The organism is Nostoc sp. ChiQUE02, from assembly GCF_034531305.2.
GTDB lineage: Bacteria > Cyanobacteriota > Cyanobacteriia > Cyanobacteriales > Nostocaceae > Nostoc.
The window spans coordinates 112,611-127,078 of the sequence record NZ_JAVRBN020000016.1; the positions used below are offsets into that span (position 1 = coordinate 112,611).

10 protein-coding genes are annotated in these 14,468 nt (G+C 42.3%); 3 read left to right on the forward strand and 7 right to left on the reverse strand.

The features are described from left to right. Nucleotides 1–447 precede the first annotated feature (447 nt). Nucleotides 448–4,548 (forward strand): hypothetical protein, encoded by a 4,101-nt coding sequence (locus RM347_RS18160; protein WP_322720577.1) that lies wholly within the window; start codon nt 448–450, stop codon nt 4,546–4,548. Between the two features lie 338 nt (nt 4,549–4,886). Further along, the gene (locus RM347_RS18165) at nt 4,887–5,540 is read left to right on the forward strand and encodes a sugar transferase (protein WP_322720576.1); all 654 of its coding nucleotides are present in this window, start codon (nt 4,887–4,889) and stop codon (nt 5,538–5,540) included. Between the two features lie 24 nt (nt 5,541–5,564). Here the strand turns inward: RM347_RS18165 and RM347_RS18170 are convergent, their stop codons facing one another. The 7 genes from RM347_RS18170 to RM347_RS18200 form a co-directional block, all read right to left on the reverse strand. Further along, complete coding sequence (locus tag RM347_RS18170; RefSeq protein WP_322720575.1) at nt 5,565–6,401, reverse strand: carbohydrate ABC transporter permease; 837 nt, start codon at nt 6,399–6,401, stop codon at nt 5,565–5,567. A gap of 243 nt (nt 6,402–6,644) precedes the next feature. Further along, entirely contained in the window at nt 6,645–7,664 is a 1,020-nt protein-coding gene (locus RM347_RS18175; RefSeq protein WP_322720574.1) for a catalase family protein, read from the reverse strand. A 39-nt stretch (nt 7,665–7,703) separates the two neighbouring features. Continuing rightward, on the reverse strand, nt 7,704–8,279 hold the full coding sequence (locus RM347_RS18180; RefSeq protein WP_322720573.1) for a 5-formyltetrahydrofolate cyclo-ligase: 576 nt from the start codon (nt 8,277–8,279) through the stop codon (nt 7,704–7,706). A gap of 76 nt (nt 8,280–8,355) precedes the next feature. Then, the gene (locus tag RM347_RS18185; protein WP_322720572.1) at nt 8,356–9,300 is read right to left on the reverse strand and encodes a GDP-L-fucose synthase family protein; all 945 of its coding nucleotides are present in this window, start codon (nt 9,298–9,300) and stop codon (nt 8,356–8,358) included. A gap of 23 nt (nt 9,301–9,323) precedes the next feature. Then, a complete protein-coding gene (gene gmd / locus RM347_RS18190; RefSeq protein ID WP_322720571.1) occupies nt 9,324–10,403 on the reverse strand; it encodes a GDP-mannose 4,6-dehydratase in 1,080 nt (359 codons plus the stop codon). A gap of 503 nt (nt 10,404–10,906) precedes the next feature. Beyond that, nucleotides 10,907–11,665 (reverse strand): sugar transferase, encoded by a 759-nt coding sequence (locus tag RM347_RS18195; protein ID WP_322720661.1) that lies wholly within the window; start codon nt 11,663–11,665, stop codon nt 10,907–10,909. Nucleotides 11,666–11,777: 112 nt separating this feature from the next. Next, nucleotides 11,778–12,920: a glycosyltransferase gene (locus RM347_RS18200; RefSeq protein WP_322720570.1), complete on the reverse strand. Its 1,143-nt coding sequence runs from the start codon at nt 12,918–12,920 to the stop codon at nt 11,778–11,780. A 304-nt stretch (nt 12,921–13,224) separates the two neighbouring features. Between RM347_RS18200 and RM347_RS18205 the strand changes: the two genes are divergently transcribed. Continuing rightward, nucleotides 13,225–14,163 carry an NAD-dependent epimerase/dehydratase family protein gene (locus RM347_RS18205; RefSeq protein ID WP_322720569.1) on the forward strand — a complete coding sequence of 313 codons (939 nt, stop codon included), beginning with the start codon at nt 13,225–13,227 and terminating at the stop codon, nt 14,161–14,163. Nucleotides 14,164–14,468 lie beyond the last annotated feature (305 nt).

Sequence of the window (14,468 nt, forward strand, 5' to 3'; positions counted from 1 at the left end):
ACATAAGAAAGCGACAAGAACGTTTTTCTAAATAATCTTTACCTATAAGTTTAAATGGGGTAAAAGTTTTGCAAAAAGTAGTTTATAGCCGGCGGTTGTATTGCTTAGGGGCTAGCTGCACTGCAAACTTGATTGGTTAAGAATATAGGCAAACAACATCAATGATACTAAAGGGAGTAAATTATTGCTCAGGTATTTTAGCGATTTTCAAAAATAGGCAACCAATGAGCTGCAAAACTAAGCTTCTCAAACAAACGCTGATTGAAGATTGCCACAACTCCCAGTAATCCATAACATAATGACAGTCACAAGTCCAAGTAGTGGCTTTTACCACTCAAAACTTCTTCTATGGTCGACGCTGCGTGTAGCAAGATCCCCATAGGGGTACGGTGATTGTAAAGTAATTGTCACATTAGTTGATAAACATTTCTACGTAAGGTAATAAAAGTGACTTCCAGTGCAGACGAAATTCAAAAGCTGATCGCAGACATTGACAACTTACTTGCCAGTGGTGGCAAACGCGTGTCTAGATTTCTGTCTGGTCAGGCGCAAGAGCCTAAAGAGGTTTTAGAACGAATTCGCAACTTCTTGGTCAGGCTACAAGAAAAAGAAGCATTAGAGAACGGCATCCCAAATCAGTCTTCTGAAGAACCGCGTTCGCCCTTGGCGATGGCTCCGCCATCGCCTTTATTAACAAAATTTATTGATCGAGGTAATAACCAGTATCCATTACCGCAGCTCGAACCCTATCAGGAACAAAGTACTGTTGGGGGAGGACAATTAAAAAGTGAATTTTCGAGCTTGATACAGCCATTGCGATCGGAATTAGAAGGGTTATTGCAAGAGCGAGCCACTCTCATACAGGAAATTCGGCAGCTAGAACAAAAGCGTTTGCAAAATTACTCCTTAGCGCAGCAGTTAACAAACCAAGAGCAGATGATTACCGAGTTTTTACAGGTACTCATGAGTCGTCTTGTACCAACTTTAACGCCACTGGTAGCACAGACGTGGGAAAATTCCCCCAATTCCTCAGGAGGAATTAATCACGCCAACTCAGAACCAACAACTTCTGCAACTCAACCTTTTTTAGAATCACCAGACCGTGTAGAGCGGTTAACCCAGCTAGCCAGAGAGTTGGATCAACGCCTATTATCACTAGATGGGACTGTGAATGTAGTCTTTGAGGCACTACAGCGTAACATTAATACCTATTACGAATCTCTGTCGCAAGCACTGGCAAGAATGCATAGCAAGGGGATGCAAGGCGAACAGCTGATGGCCAGCTTTCTCAATAATCTGACCCAGCATTTGCAGCAACAATCCCCTAGTTCCCAGTTATCTTTGTTGGGAGTAGAATCTCAGACACCACCATCATTGGCTGACCCAGCTGAAATCACTGCTGGAGTTGTACCCCAACCCTTGGAGCTTATACAGCCAGAAATTTCATCTCCACTCACAATTAATTCTGAGCAACAGGAGACTATCCTCACAGAGGATCTAGATGCAGTGCTGTTGCAGCTTGGTTTCGACTCGTCTCAATCTTCTGAAACCCCGACCGAATTACCACAAGATATTTCTGGGTTAATTGGTGATGAAGTAGACCAACTTTACGCCAGTTTGTTTGGTGCTGGTGATGTTAATAATCCAAGCCTTGATGTTGCCACAAATGACTTATCTACTTCCACAACTTCCCCATCATCGTTGAATATCGCACAGACCCCACCTGTGTCTCCAACTGTGGATTCTGCGGTTGTAGATATGGGTCTTTCAACCCAAGAAACTTTAGTAGAAACCACAGATTTATCATCAGAAACACAGGAGGAACTATTTTTTGAAGAGGTTACTGACCTAGACTTACCTCTTAGCAATTCTGTACCACAAATAGACAATTTCCCAGTGCAACTCAGCACTCAGCCAACTAGTGCTGATACAATTAATACCCTAACCGACCTATTGCCTGATAGAGGTAGTGAGCAGCAACTACTGGAAGCATCATCCTTTGTAGAGGATGCCACAACTACAGCACCAATTACTCCAGAAGTAACAGAAATTGCGTTGGCACAGCCTACTGTACCCCTACAGGGAAGCAAGCTACGCGCAGCGTCTGGTAGAGAAGGTATCGTTACATCGGAAGTATTAATTAACGACGATCAGTCAGAACCGTCTTCAGATAACTACATTGCTGCTTCACCACAAGAAAACTTGCTTTCTATTGAGTCAAACCAGGCTCCAGCCGTACCTGATATTTCCCTAGATGAAGAACAGTTGCAGCAATTAGATCGGGATTTGGCTAATTTTGATCGGCAGCTAAATTCTGAGGCGCAGCCAGCTAGTAACTTGGATGTTTTCTCAGAACCAATTGATAAAACTCAAGACACAATCCCCACAATTTACCCTGAGCAGCGATCGCTAGAAAATCTCCAAGTAGCAGAAAACACCTCAACTGCTGCTTTCTCCAGTTTGGCAGTTCCTCAGGTAGAAACTGAAAAAAAAAAGGAAGTCACAACTCCTGTTCAAGAAAGTTCTTTACCTACAATCTCTAACTCCATAAATAATCCAGAAATTTCGCTCAATGTTCTAGAATCAGTCTGGTATTTAGGAATTGATTTGGGTACAACAGGAATTTCTGCCGCATTACTAAATCGCTCGACTTTTGTTGTACATCCTATCTACTGGTCAGCAGAAAATCCGCCGGGAACAAAGGACTTCCAGCAATCATTTCGTTTACCAACAGAGGTTTATCTGCCTACAGCTTCTGTACCCCACGGAGAAAACGAAAGTATCGAAGCACATGAGCAGACTGCACCTGCGGCTGTTGCCCAAGATAAAGGGCCCGATCATTCTGCCACCACTCCTGCAACACCGAGATCAACAGCAGATCCGACGACAAATAATCTCTACTCGGCGCAGTTGAAGCCCTATTTACAAGTAGCCATTCCCTACAAGAGTGAACGACAGAAATGGGAACCTATTTTGCAATTAAATGAATGTTCCGCAGGCCCTTTGATTTGGGTTGTGCGATCGCTCTCTAAACTACTGTTAACCCTCAAATCCGAAAAAACTTGTACCACCCCTAGTTTAATGGCTGGTGCTGTTGGGATCAGCGAACAAAATTTTCCCAAGATTATCAATAATATTGCTGGTGTCATTTGCAGCTGCCCATCTAGCTGGTCGGAACAATATCGCTTCAACGTGCGGGAAGCTTTACTCACCAGCAAACTCATCCAACATCCGCAGCAAGTCTTTTTTGTGGAAGAAGCGATCGCTAGTCTACTCCCGGAACTCGATGCTGCTAACGGTGAGCAAGTAAAATTAAGCGATGCTCAAGGTTCTCATCCTGCAAAAACCAGCGAAAATCCTATTGTTGGCAATACCCTTGTGATTAACATTGGGACAACTGCCACAGAAATGTTGCTGGTAAATGTACCAGAAACCCTGCTGCAATTGACATACAATGATTTCATGCTCCACAGTTTTGCTTATGCTGGCAAAGGAATTGAACAAGATATTATCTGCCAGCTGCTATTGCCACCTAAATCTCGGCAATTACGCACAGAAACACAAAGCGATGCCTGCGGCGGGCTACGCCAACGCAAAACTATCACCAGTAATCCTTGGCAATGGCAACCCTCAATTCCTGGTTTAGACCAAATGCGTTGGCAGAATTTAGGGTTGGAAGAATTAGAACTACCCAGAGTCGGAGAACCAGATATCACCGCTCGGATTCGCCTCCAACAGCGTCTAGAAAGTTCTCTGCTGGGACAGGCGGTATTAGATGCGGCACTAGCTCTGAAGCTGATTTTGCAACACCAAGACTCTTTTACCCTGGAATTAGCCGATCAGCGGTGGATTTTGCAACGACGAGACTTAGAAAGCCAGGTATTTATCCCCTTTGTGCGCCGCCTGAATCGAGAACTCAACAAATTATTGGTAGCTCGTGGCATCCCCACAGAAGCAATTAATCAAGCTATCTTGACTGGTGGGGTGGCTTGTGTGGGGACGGTGAACCGCTGGTTACGGCAAAAACTCCCCAGCGCTAAGATTATTCAAGATTTATATCTCGGCGAAAACGGTGCTCCCAATTGCAGTCGGGTTGCTTATGGTTTGGCAATGCTGCCTCTGCATCCCCAGATTTTAGATATACCCAGGCAACAATACACTGATTATTTCCTATTTACAGAATTGCTGCGGCTGCTACCAGAGCGACCCTTATCTTTTGGTGAAGTTATCCAGTTATTTGAGGGTCGTGGTATCAATACTCGCACTTGTCAGCAACGCCTACTGGCTTTTTTGGAAGGTGAACTGCCTTCGGGTTTGATACCTTCAGTTACAGACTCAACCTGGCTTACCCAGAGTTCGCAAGAAAATCCTGCCTATCAGGCGATCGCCACAGCACCACTTTTTGAAAAACAAGGGAGTCTCACTTATCGTCCCAATTCCCAACAACTGTTGTCTTTGCGCCGCTATCTAGATGCGATCAAGGCTAGTAATCAGCAATCACTGGAGGAACCATATACGGTGAATTTCGCTTTAGAGGTTGATCGTTGAGACTAGTAGATCGCGCTAGAAATAAAGATACTACTCAAAATTCCAAATGCTTACCAGGTAAGCATTTGGAATTTTGCAAAGTACTACTACAGTAATTTTTTGGATGTATACCCTAGTAGTATCTTTTTTATTGCATGGAGAAAAATACTGTAGATTTACAATCTACTACTTTAATTGAAAGATTCTGTAAATTTTGGGTTTTTAGTTTTTCTATCGGTTAAAATTTGTGTATATTAACACTCGGTAGTAGCGACGGAAGCAATAAAAATCGCGTAAAAATCATGTCCATGTCTACACTACTGATGCAAAAATTCCTGTTATAAAATAAGTTAGCCCTTGTGAATAATCTTTATCTTTATTCAGTTAATTGTTCGCAACAGCCTTCACACCCGTCAACTTTAAGCGTGAGAAAAAGATTAATTGACATTGTTGGAGCCATTGTGGGGCTGATCGTTACATTTATGGTAGCAATTCCTGTAGCAATTGCTACTTTTATTCATGAGCCAAGTCCAATATTTTATTCTCAAATTCGCTGTGGTTTGAACGGAAAAACTTTCCGTATATGGAAATTCCGTTCCATGATCGTCGATGCCGATAAACTCAAGCATTTGGTTAAAAACCAAGCCAAAGGTCACATCTTTAAATCTGTTGACGATCCTCGCATTACTCCTGTGGGTAAATTTTTACGGCGTACTAGCTTGGATGAATTCCCTCAATTTTGGAATGTTTTGTTAGGGGACATGAGTTTAGTTGGTACTCGTCCACCCACTCCTGATGAAGTCAGCCATTACGATCCACACCATTGGGATAGATTGCGAGTTAAACCAGGCATCACCGGAGAATGGCAGGCTAATGGACGCTCTAGTATTACAGACTTTGAAACCATTGTCAAGATGGATATAGATTATCAGCGCAAGTGGTCTGTAACTTATGACCTGAGTCTGATTATTAAAACTATCTGGGTGGTCTTTAAAAAGACTGGTGCTTATTGAATTGGGAAATGGGGAGAGAGATTTTTATCCCTTGACACCGCTACCAGTTTCCGTGGGTACAATGTAACGTTGTAGAAATAAAAATAGTAATAATACTGGGGCGATCGCAATCACGGAGCCAGCAGCTACCAACCGCCAGTCAAGAGAAAATGTCCCTGCTAGCTTCGCCACCCCTAAGGGAAGAGTGTATAAATTTTCATCTTGGATGACAATTAAAGGCCACAAAAAGTCACTCCAAGCACCAATGAATACAAAAATAGCTAAAGTTACCAATGCTGGGCGAACTGCTGGTAACATCACGTGCCACCACAAACCTAACTCCGAACTGCCATCCATCCTGGCGGCTTCTTCTATCTCTTTGGGGATACTCATGAAAGCTTGGCGCAACAGAAAAATACCAAAGGCAGAAGCTAAACTCGGAAAAATCATCCCTAGATAAGTATTTCTCAAACCCAACTGGACTGTCAAAATATAGAGGGGAATCATCACGATTTGGAAGGGAATCATAATCGTGGAGACGATCGCTACAAAAATCCAGTCTCGCCCCACAAATGACAATCTTGCCAACGGATAGGCAGCCAAAGCGCAAAACAGCAGATTTAAGCCCACAGTCAGCACTGACACCAAAGTACTGTTATATAGGTATTGTCCAAAAGGTAGAGAGTTCCACACACTAAAGAAGTTATTTAGTGTTGGTTGACTGGGCAATAACTGTGGCGGTGACTGAAAAATATTTTCCGTAGGCGATTTCAAGGCTGTACTAATTAGCCATAGTAATGGGAAGAGCATTACCAGTGCGATCGCTCCCAATAGCGCATACATTAGCAGAATTTGCGATCGTGATTTTTTCCAGTTCAGCATTTAATTAATAAAGTAAATTATCTTTTTTTATAATTAAATTATCTCTCACCACAAGCGGCGAGAAGTTAGGAACGAAATGTAACGCACCCTACAATATAGATAGATGTAGAGACGTAAAATTTTACGTCTCTACAAGAGTTTCGGTTGCATAACTAATAACTTTTATATATCAAATCAGCAACGCAAAAAATGGTATCTACTCAAGTGGGCTTATAGCTTATCATCCTACAGTTTTAAATCAAATTATAGTGGTGAATCTTCACCCGCTACATAAGGTTGTGGTTCCCGTAAGCGTTGGGCAATTTGTTCTCGTCGATACTTTGCAAGTTCGCTGTAAAGTCTCTTGCGAGAGAGATTCACACTTCCAACAGGCTCATGCTCTAGTAGTGTATGCCAAGGCGAAAACAGTGAACCCTCATCTAAGCGTTTGCGTTCTTCAAAGTCAAATTTCTGACTGGGAATGCGGACAGTCGCAACTTTAATAAAGGGTGAATCTGCTTCTTGCCATTCCTGAACGTGGTCTTCAATGGGCGTTTTGTCATTATCTATATAAAACTGAATTAAAAAGTCAAAAGACGCTTCTCGACCTTCTTCAGTCAAATATTTGACCAGCGTTTCTCGGAGGTAATTTTCTGATTCTGGAAGTGTTTCTGGTGATTGTTCAGGCTGTTGAGATTTAACAGATAATTTTACAATGCGACTACCAAACTTAAACGGAGCCATACTCCAATATTGAATCAAAAGTGGATTTCCTACCTTGTGGCTGACAATTTTTTGCAAGATAGCAAAGGCGTAACCAAGTTCCTCTAGCCGCTCTGGGGTAAGTTCTCCACTACCTGCTTTGGAGATATCAGCATAATCACGAACGTCTTTGGTAAAGAAAGTAGGATAATTGTTGAGTATAAAATCTTGAGTTTTTTCTTCATCATTTAGCACTTTTTGCCCGTCCACATTCATCACCTTGATGGCGATACCACGAACATCAGGTTGGCTATCGGAGCGGAATTTACCACGTTTTTCAGGCGAACCACCACTAGAGAAACGAATCCATGCAGGATAGGTTTGGGGCGTTTTGAACAAACCTACTCTCAGTTCTTCGGTAAGATTGGGTTCAATAATAAACTCTCCCCAAAGGAGTCCATGACTTTTGCTATGAATTTGGCGGAGGTCTGGGCCTGTTTTTTGTTGAGCTTGGAGGCTAGTTGCGATAATCTCGTCGATTATTGCTTCCTGATCAGTGGTAGATGACGTTGGATTAGTCATAAAACATTTAGATGATGTGTCTTCATCATCCTGAATCCTTCAGCCTTTTGGAGTCAATCCGGTTTCCGTAGAAACAGCTTGTAGTGGTTTATCCCAAAGTTCAATAGGTATTTGGGACAAATAGGCAAAATCAAAGACAATTCCGATAGTTGGCTTTGTGTGCCACTGCGGTAAACTGAGCAAGCGATCGTAATATCCACCACCATAGCCTAGGCGATATCCTTGATAGTCGCAAGCAACACTGGGGACAAGAATCAAATCTACTTCGGCAGCATCTAAGATTGGAGCGTCGGGGTGTGGTTCAGTAATGCCATAAGCGCCGCTTTGGACAGAATCGTTAGGTGTCCAAATATGCCAATATATTGATCGATCAACGCAGCGAGGAAATCCCCAACGGTATTTGGTGTTTGCAAATAGTGGACTGAGGTCAGGTTCTTGGCGAAAGCTGAAATAAGCGAGTATTGTTTTTGCTTGGGTAAACAAAGTAAAGTTTTGTAAATGAAAGCAAATGCGATCGCTTTTTTCTCTCCACTCTCGAACGGACATTGATTGACGTGTTTTGAGTAGAGTTCGACGTAGTTCTGCTTTATTTAGTTGATGAGTCACTTTGTCCATGAAAATTATTTATAGCATCAAACAAATAAGCTGGGCATTGCCCAGCTTATACCACTCTATATTCACCAGTACATCGTTATGCAGCGTGTTGACGATACCACTCAATGGTATTCTTTAGCCCTTGCTCAAAGCTCACCTGAGCCGTGAAATTAAAGGCAAGCTTGGCCCGTTCAGTATCTAAACAGCGCCGGGGTTGACCATTAGGCTTATCAGTTTGCCACACAATTTCACCCTTATACTCCATCAATTTGCAGATTAGAGTTACTAAATCAAGGATGGAGATTTCATAACCCGTTCCCAAGTTAATTGGTTCTGATTCGTTATAGAATTGAGTTCCCATAACAATCCCCCGCGCTGCATCTTCTGAATAGAGAAACTCACGGGTGGGACTACCATCACCCCAAACTGGGAGTTGCTTTTCTCCCTTAATTTGGGCTTCGTGAACTTTGCGAACTAACGCTGGTATAACGTGAGAACTTCCTGTGTCGAAGTTATCTTCTGGGCCATATAAATTCACTGGCAGTAAGTAAATACCATTAAAACCGTACTGCTGGCGGTAAGATTGCAATTGGACTAAAAGTGCTTTTTTAGCAATTCCGTAGGGAGCATTGGTTTCCTCTGGGTAGCCATTCCAAAGATCATCTTCTTTGAATGGCACTGGGGTGAATTTAGGATAGGCGCAGATTGTCCCAACACAAACGAATTTTTGTACTCCAGCTTGATAGGCAGCGTGAATTAGCTGGGTTCCCATGATCAAGTTATCGTAGAACAACTCTGCGGGTTTTTCGCGGTTCAGACCAATGCCACCGACATGAGCTGCTAGGTGAATAATTATGTCTTGCTGGTCAACTGCACGTTGGCTATTTTCCCAAACACGCAGATCGCAATCGCGCGATCGCGGTATTGTAATCTTCTCACGATCAGCCCCTGCTTTACACAGTTGATCTATCACCTGACGACCTAGAAACCCCGACCCACCAGTGACGAGAATGCGTTTATTTTTTAGTTCTAAGGCGGTCATCTTTTTATCCTTTGTGGTGCAAATCAGAAGTGCAAAGCGCCCAGTTCTTGACGAATAGTCGCAATATCATGTGGAAATTGCGAACCTTTTCCATTGGGTGAAGTGTGACCCAATGCTTGTAAGTCTGCTTCTACCATTAGGGAAACTAGTTCTTCAAAGGTTACTGATGGTGTCCAGCCTAACTTCTGCCGTGCTTTGGTAGAATCGCCAATCAACAACTCTACCTCAGATGGACGGAGGTAACGCTCATCAAACTCTACATAATCTTGCCAATTGAGATTTACATAACTAAATGCCAGTTCCAAAAACTCTTTCACTGAGTGGGTTTCACCAGTAGCAATTACGTAATCGTCTGGCTGGTCTTTCTGCAACATCAACCACATTGCTTTGACATAATCCTTCGCATAGCCCCAATCTCGCTTGGCGTCTAGATTACCCATGTAAATTTTTTTCTGCTTACCAGCGACGATACCAGCCACTGCTCTAGTAATTTTGCGGGTTACAAAGGTTTCACCCCGTCTTGGTGACTCATGGTTAAAAAGTATGCCATTGCAAGCAAACAAATCATAAGACTCGCGATAATTTACAGTTTGCCAGTGGGCATAAACTTTTGCACAAGCATAGGGACTGCGGGGATAAAAGGGCGTTGTCTCAGTTTGAGGTATTGCTTGTACTAAACCGTACATTTCTGAAGAACCAGCCTGGTAAAATCGCACCTGAATTCCGGTACGTTGTTGGTAGTCCCGAATTGCTTCTAACAAACGCAGGGTTCCCATTCCCACAGCGTCCACTGTGTATTCTGGTGAATCAAAGCTGACTCTGACATGGGATTGAGCGCCGAGGTTGTAAATCTCTACTGGCTTGACTTCTTCTAAAATGCGCCGCAAGGTAGTACCATCCGTCAAGTCACCGTAGTGAAGAAACAACCGTACTCCATCTTTGTGGGGGTCTTCGTAAATGTGATCGATGCGGTCTGTGTTGAAGGTAGAAGTCCGGCGAATAATACCATGAACCTCATAACCTTGTTCCAACAAAAACTCACTTAGATATGAACCATCTTGACCAGTAATACCAGTTATCAACGCTCGCTTCTGTTGCGTCATGCTCAATTATCCCTTGTTGTCCTTGATTAAAAAGTTACAGGCAATCTGATACAACCTAGCAGCTAATTGCTGAATTGCCTAATGGGAAACCTACGAGTTATTGTTGTTATAAGACTTTTTCCGTAAATAAATATACTTAATAAAAAGTAATTTAACACGTAAGTCCAATCTTAGATAGATCAAGATTGTCTAATTATGTATATTTATTTTTTTACCAGATAGATGAAGATTATTTTTATATATGTTGCTTTTTTGTCAAAGCTTTATATATCTCTGGTTTTATGAAGACTTAATAAAATAGGCATTTTAAAATAGACTTCTGGCAAAAATCTGAATCAGGGCAAAAATAACCACAGATACACACTCACAGAAGTCTAAGTTAACTAGAAAAGCACAAATTATAGATAACTATATAAAGAACGATCAACAATCGTTTGGTCTTAGGGCAAGAATTGGTACTTAGGGGCATTAACTGCCCCACAGAATCCACCCTAACTAGTTACTCAGTATGCCCCGTTATTTTTGGGCAGAATGACCACATCAACAGTTTTCAAGATGATCCATAAATCAAGCCAGAAATTCCTAAATTTGACATAATGCAGGTCTATTTGGACTCGCCGAGGGTAGGGAATGTCATTACGCCCAGACACCTGCCACAAACCAGTAATTCCTGGACGGATTGTTAAAATCTCATCAATGTGACAACCGTATTTTGGCAGTTCTTCTGCTACCAAGGGTCGAGGACCGACTACACTCATGTCCCCTTTTAAAACGTTCCAGAACTGGGGAAATTCGTCTAAGCTAGTAATTCGCAAAAATTGACCAATTTTGGTAATCCGGGGGTCTTGTTTCAGCTTAAAACTGCTCTCAAATTCTTGTCGCAACTGGGGCGATGTTTCCATCATTTGCACGAGGATTTCGTCCGCATTGCTCACCATTGTTCGGAATTTAATACAATTAAACGCTTTGTAATTTTTCCCTACCCGTTCCTGGATATAAAAAATTGGACCTTCTGAGCTGAAGGCAATCAGCAAGGTCAAGATTAAGTAGACGGGGAAGAACAAAATTAACACCGACAGCGAAAACACTATATCGAACAGTCGTTTGGCAAACTCTCCGTTTAAACCCTGAAAAGATAAACCTTTGGGCTTAACTTTTGGCGTCTTTGTTTTTTGACCGCGTTTTAAGAAAGTACGCGTAGACGCTCTAGTGTCTTGCCGTACGCCTCGCTTGCCGGAGAGGAGTGAGCTCTGGGCAGTCATCATACTCCTTAATAATCCACACCACACATAGTCCCAATATTAAAGCCAAAATGAGGTGCTTCTGGGGGGAAATTGCCAAAAGCCTAAAAAAATCAGACATTAACCAAGACCATCATTCCAAAAATGGTCTTTTTTCGTTGCACTTGTTTACAAAATCTAGATAACGATCTGCAAAGATTTCCGGTGAAAACTGTGCGGCGTGCGATCGCATATACTCGGAACTGAACGAACCCTGATACATTTCAAACTTTTCTACTGCCTCCACCAAAGCCGCCTCTGTTTGCGTCCTGAAAAATATACCTGTCCCTGTATCCACACAAGAGCGGATATCTCGCACTGTTTCTAGAGCACCTCCTGCACCATAGGCAATTACTGGTGTACCGCAGGCTTGTGCCTCCACTAGGGCAATACCAAAATCTTCACAAGCTGCATATACAAACGCCTTAGCCCTAGACATATATTTTTTTACCACATTATCGGGTTGCCATCCCAGTATTTGGATATTGGAGTTTGCCATGTCGCGAATCTTTTTCATTTCATCTCCTGTCCCAATAACTACTAATGGTCGTTTTAGTTGATTAAAAGCGTTGACAATCAACGATATTTGCTTGTAACTCACTAATCGGGAAACTGTCAGGTAAAAGTCCTCTTTCTCAGACAGAAACGGGAATTCCGCAATATTCACTGGTGGGTAAATGACTGTTGCTTCTCGCCGATAGCAACGCCAAATCCGCCGAGCTGTATGCTGCGAGTTGGCAATGAAGTAATCAACGCGATTGGCACTCAATACATCCCACTGGCGCAAACGATGTAATAAATATCGCGTCACCCAGCCAGGTAAACCACTACCGAGTTTGCTGTGGCGCAGATAATCAAAAGTCAAGTCCCAGGCATAACGCATAGGGCTGTGACAGTAGCAAATATGCATCTGTTCAGGAGTGGTAAGGATTCCTTTGGCAACAGCGTGGGATGAAGACAGAATTACATCATAATGCCGCAAATCAAGTTGTTCAATTGCCAAGGGCCACAAAGGCAAATATTTTTGTATCCCGTTGCGAGCATAGGGAAAGTGCTGGAGAAACGTCTTGCCAATCTGACGCTTGTATAAATAACTTTCTCTATTGCTAGATTCAAAATCAATGAGAGCATACAAATCAGCATCAATGTGATTCAAAATTTCTCGTACAACGAGTTCTGAACCACCGGTGGCTTTGGGTGTCAGCCACTCATGAACCAGAGCATATTTCAAGGGCACAGCTAACTTGAATAAATGGAAAATACTTAGGCAACTTGATGACGTTAACTAAAAAGTTTCCCTTTGTGATTGATTAACGGGAAGTGCCCAGATTAGCACATAGGACGCAATCTTTCCCTCAGAGGTTCCAGATAGATGCTGCAACCTGATAACCTCAGATTGGGGCATTAGGGATTGGGGATTGGGCACAAGAGGCAGAGGGGCAGGGTGCAGAGGAGAGGAATTTTCTCCCTGCCCCCTACTCCCCTGCTTCTTCTCCACTCCCCACTCCCTTGACGACAACTGATATAGAAAGGGTGAATTTATGCGAATTCTAATTATGGGTGGTACTCGGTTTATTGGTGTCTATTTGACTCAACTACTTGTGGAACAAGGACATGAGGTAGTACTGTTCAATCGTGGGAATCGGCCAGCACCTTCTTTACAGGGAGTAGGACAAATTATAGGCGATCGCACTGTTGCTACCCAATTAAAAGCAAAATTTTCTTGTGATAATTTTGATGTCATTTTTGACAATAATGGGCGGGAACTTAGTGATACTCAACCACTAGCAGAGATTTTTAAAGACCGGGTGCAACATTTTGTGTATATGAGTTCTGCGGGGGTGTATCTTAAATCTGACCAATTGCCCCATATAGAAGGCGATCCAGTAGATCCCAAAAGTCGCCATAAGGGTAAACATGAAACTGAAGCTTATCTGACTCAATTGGGATTGCCTTTTACTTCTATTCGTCCTACTTATATTTACGGACCTCGTAATTATAATGAGTTGGAAGGCTGGTTTTTTGACAGAATTGTGCGCGATCGCCCCATTCCTATCCCCGGAAATGGCTTGCATATCACACAGTTAGGGCATGTAAAAGACTTGGCAGTAGCAATGACTAAGGTTTTGGGCAATCAACAAGCTATAGGACAGATTTATAATATCTCTGGCGATCGCTTTGTCACTTTTGATGGTTTAGCCCGTGCTAGTGCTCTAGCGGCTGGCAAATCACCTGATGCTGTCAAAATCGTCCATTACGACCCGAAAACGTTTGATTTCGGCAAGCGCAAAGCTTTTCCGATGCGAGTGCAGCATTTCTTTGCTTCGGTGAACAAAGCGCAAACAGAATTAAACTGGCAACCTGAATATGATTTAATTTCTGGGTTACAAGACTCTTTGGAAAATGACTATTTGGCTAATGCAAAAGACAAAGCCGAAGTAGATTTTTCTGTAGATGACGAGATTTTAAAAGCTGTTTAATAACAAGATTCCTGGCTTTTGATAAAAGTCTGGAATCTGAGTCTTATATTTCATCTAAATTGATACCACCGTAAGCGCTTTTTTATTGCCTATAAAAGACGTAATTCATTAATTTCTATTTTTTAGCTAGACAGGAATAAATGTTTTATTGTGTTGTTGATTTTCAAAATAAAATTAGTAAGGTAGACTTTTATATTAATACCGCAAATTATATAGTAAAAACAATGAATTAACTAATTAAACGAAATGAAATTAACTAGTAATCAAGCTAAAAAACTAAGCTGGAGAGAAACTAATTACGAATT

What these genes read in the sequence shown, in the direction of transcription:
- RM347_RS18170 (WP_322720575.1), bottom strand. Translation starts at nt 6,401, where the DNA reads ATGCTGAACTGGAAAAAATCACGATCGCAAATTCTGCTAATGTATGCG.
- RM347_RS18205 (WP_322720569.1), top strand. Translation starts at nt 13,225, where the DNA reads ATGCGAATTCTAATTATGGGTGGTACTCGGTTTATTGGTGTCTATTTG.
- RM347_RS18175 (WP_322720574.1), bottom strand. Translation starts at nt 7,664, where the DNA reads ATGACTAATCCAACGTCATCTACCACTGATCAGGAAGCAATAATCGAC.
- RM347_RS18180 (WP_322720573.1), bottom strand. Translation starts at nt 8,279, where the DNA reads ATGGACAAAGTGACTCATCAACTAAATAAAGCAGAACTACGTCGAACT.
- gmd (WP_322720571.1), bottom strand. Translation starts at nt 10,403, where the DNA reads ATGACGCAACAGAAGCGAGCGTTGATAACTGGTATTACTGGTCAAGAT.
- RM347_RS18185 (WP_322720572.1), bottom strand. Translation starts at nt 9,300, where the DNA reads ATGACCGCCTTAGAACTAAAAAATAAACGCATTCTCGTCACTGGTGGG.
- RM347_RS18195 (WP_322720661.1), bottom strand. Translation starts at nt 11,665, where the DNA reads ATGACTGCCCAGAGCTCACTCCTCTCCGGCAAGCGAGGCGTACGGCAA.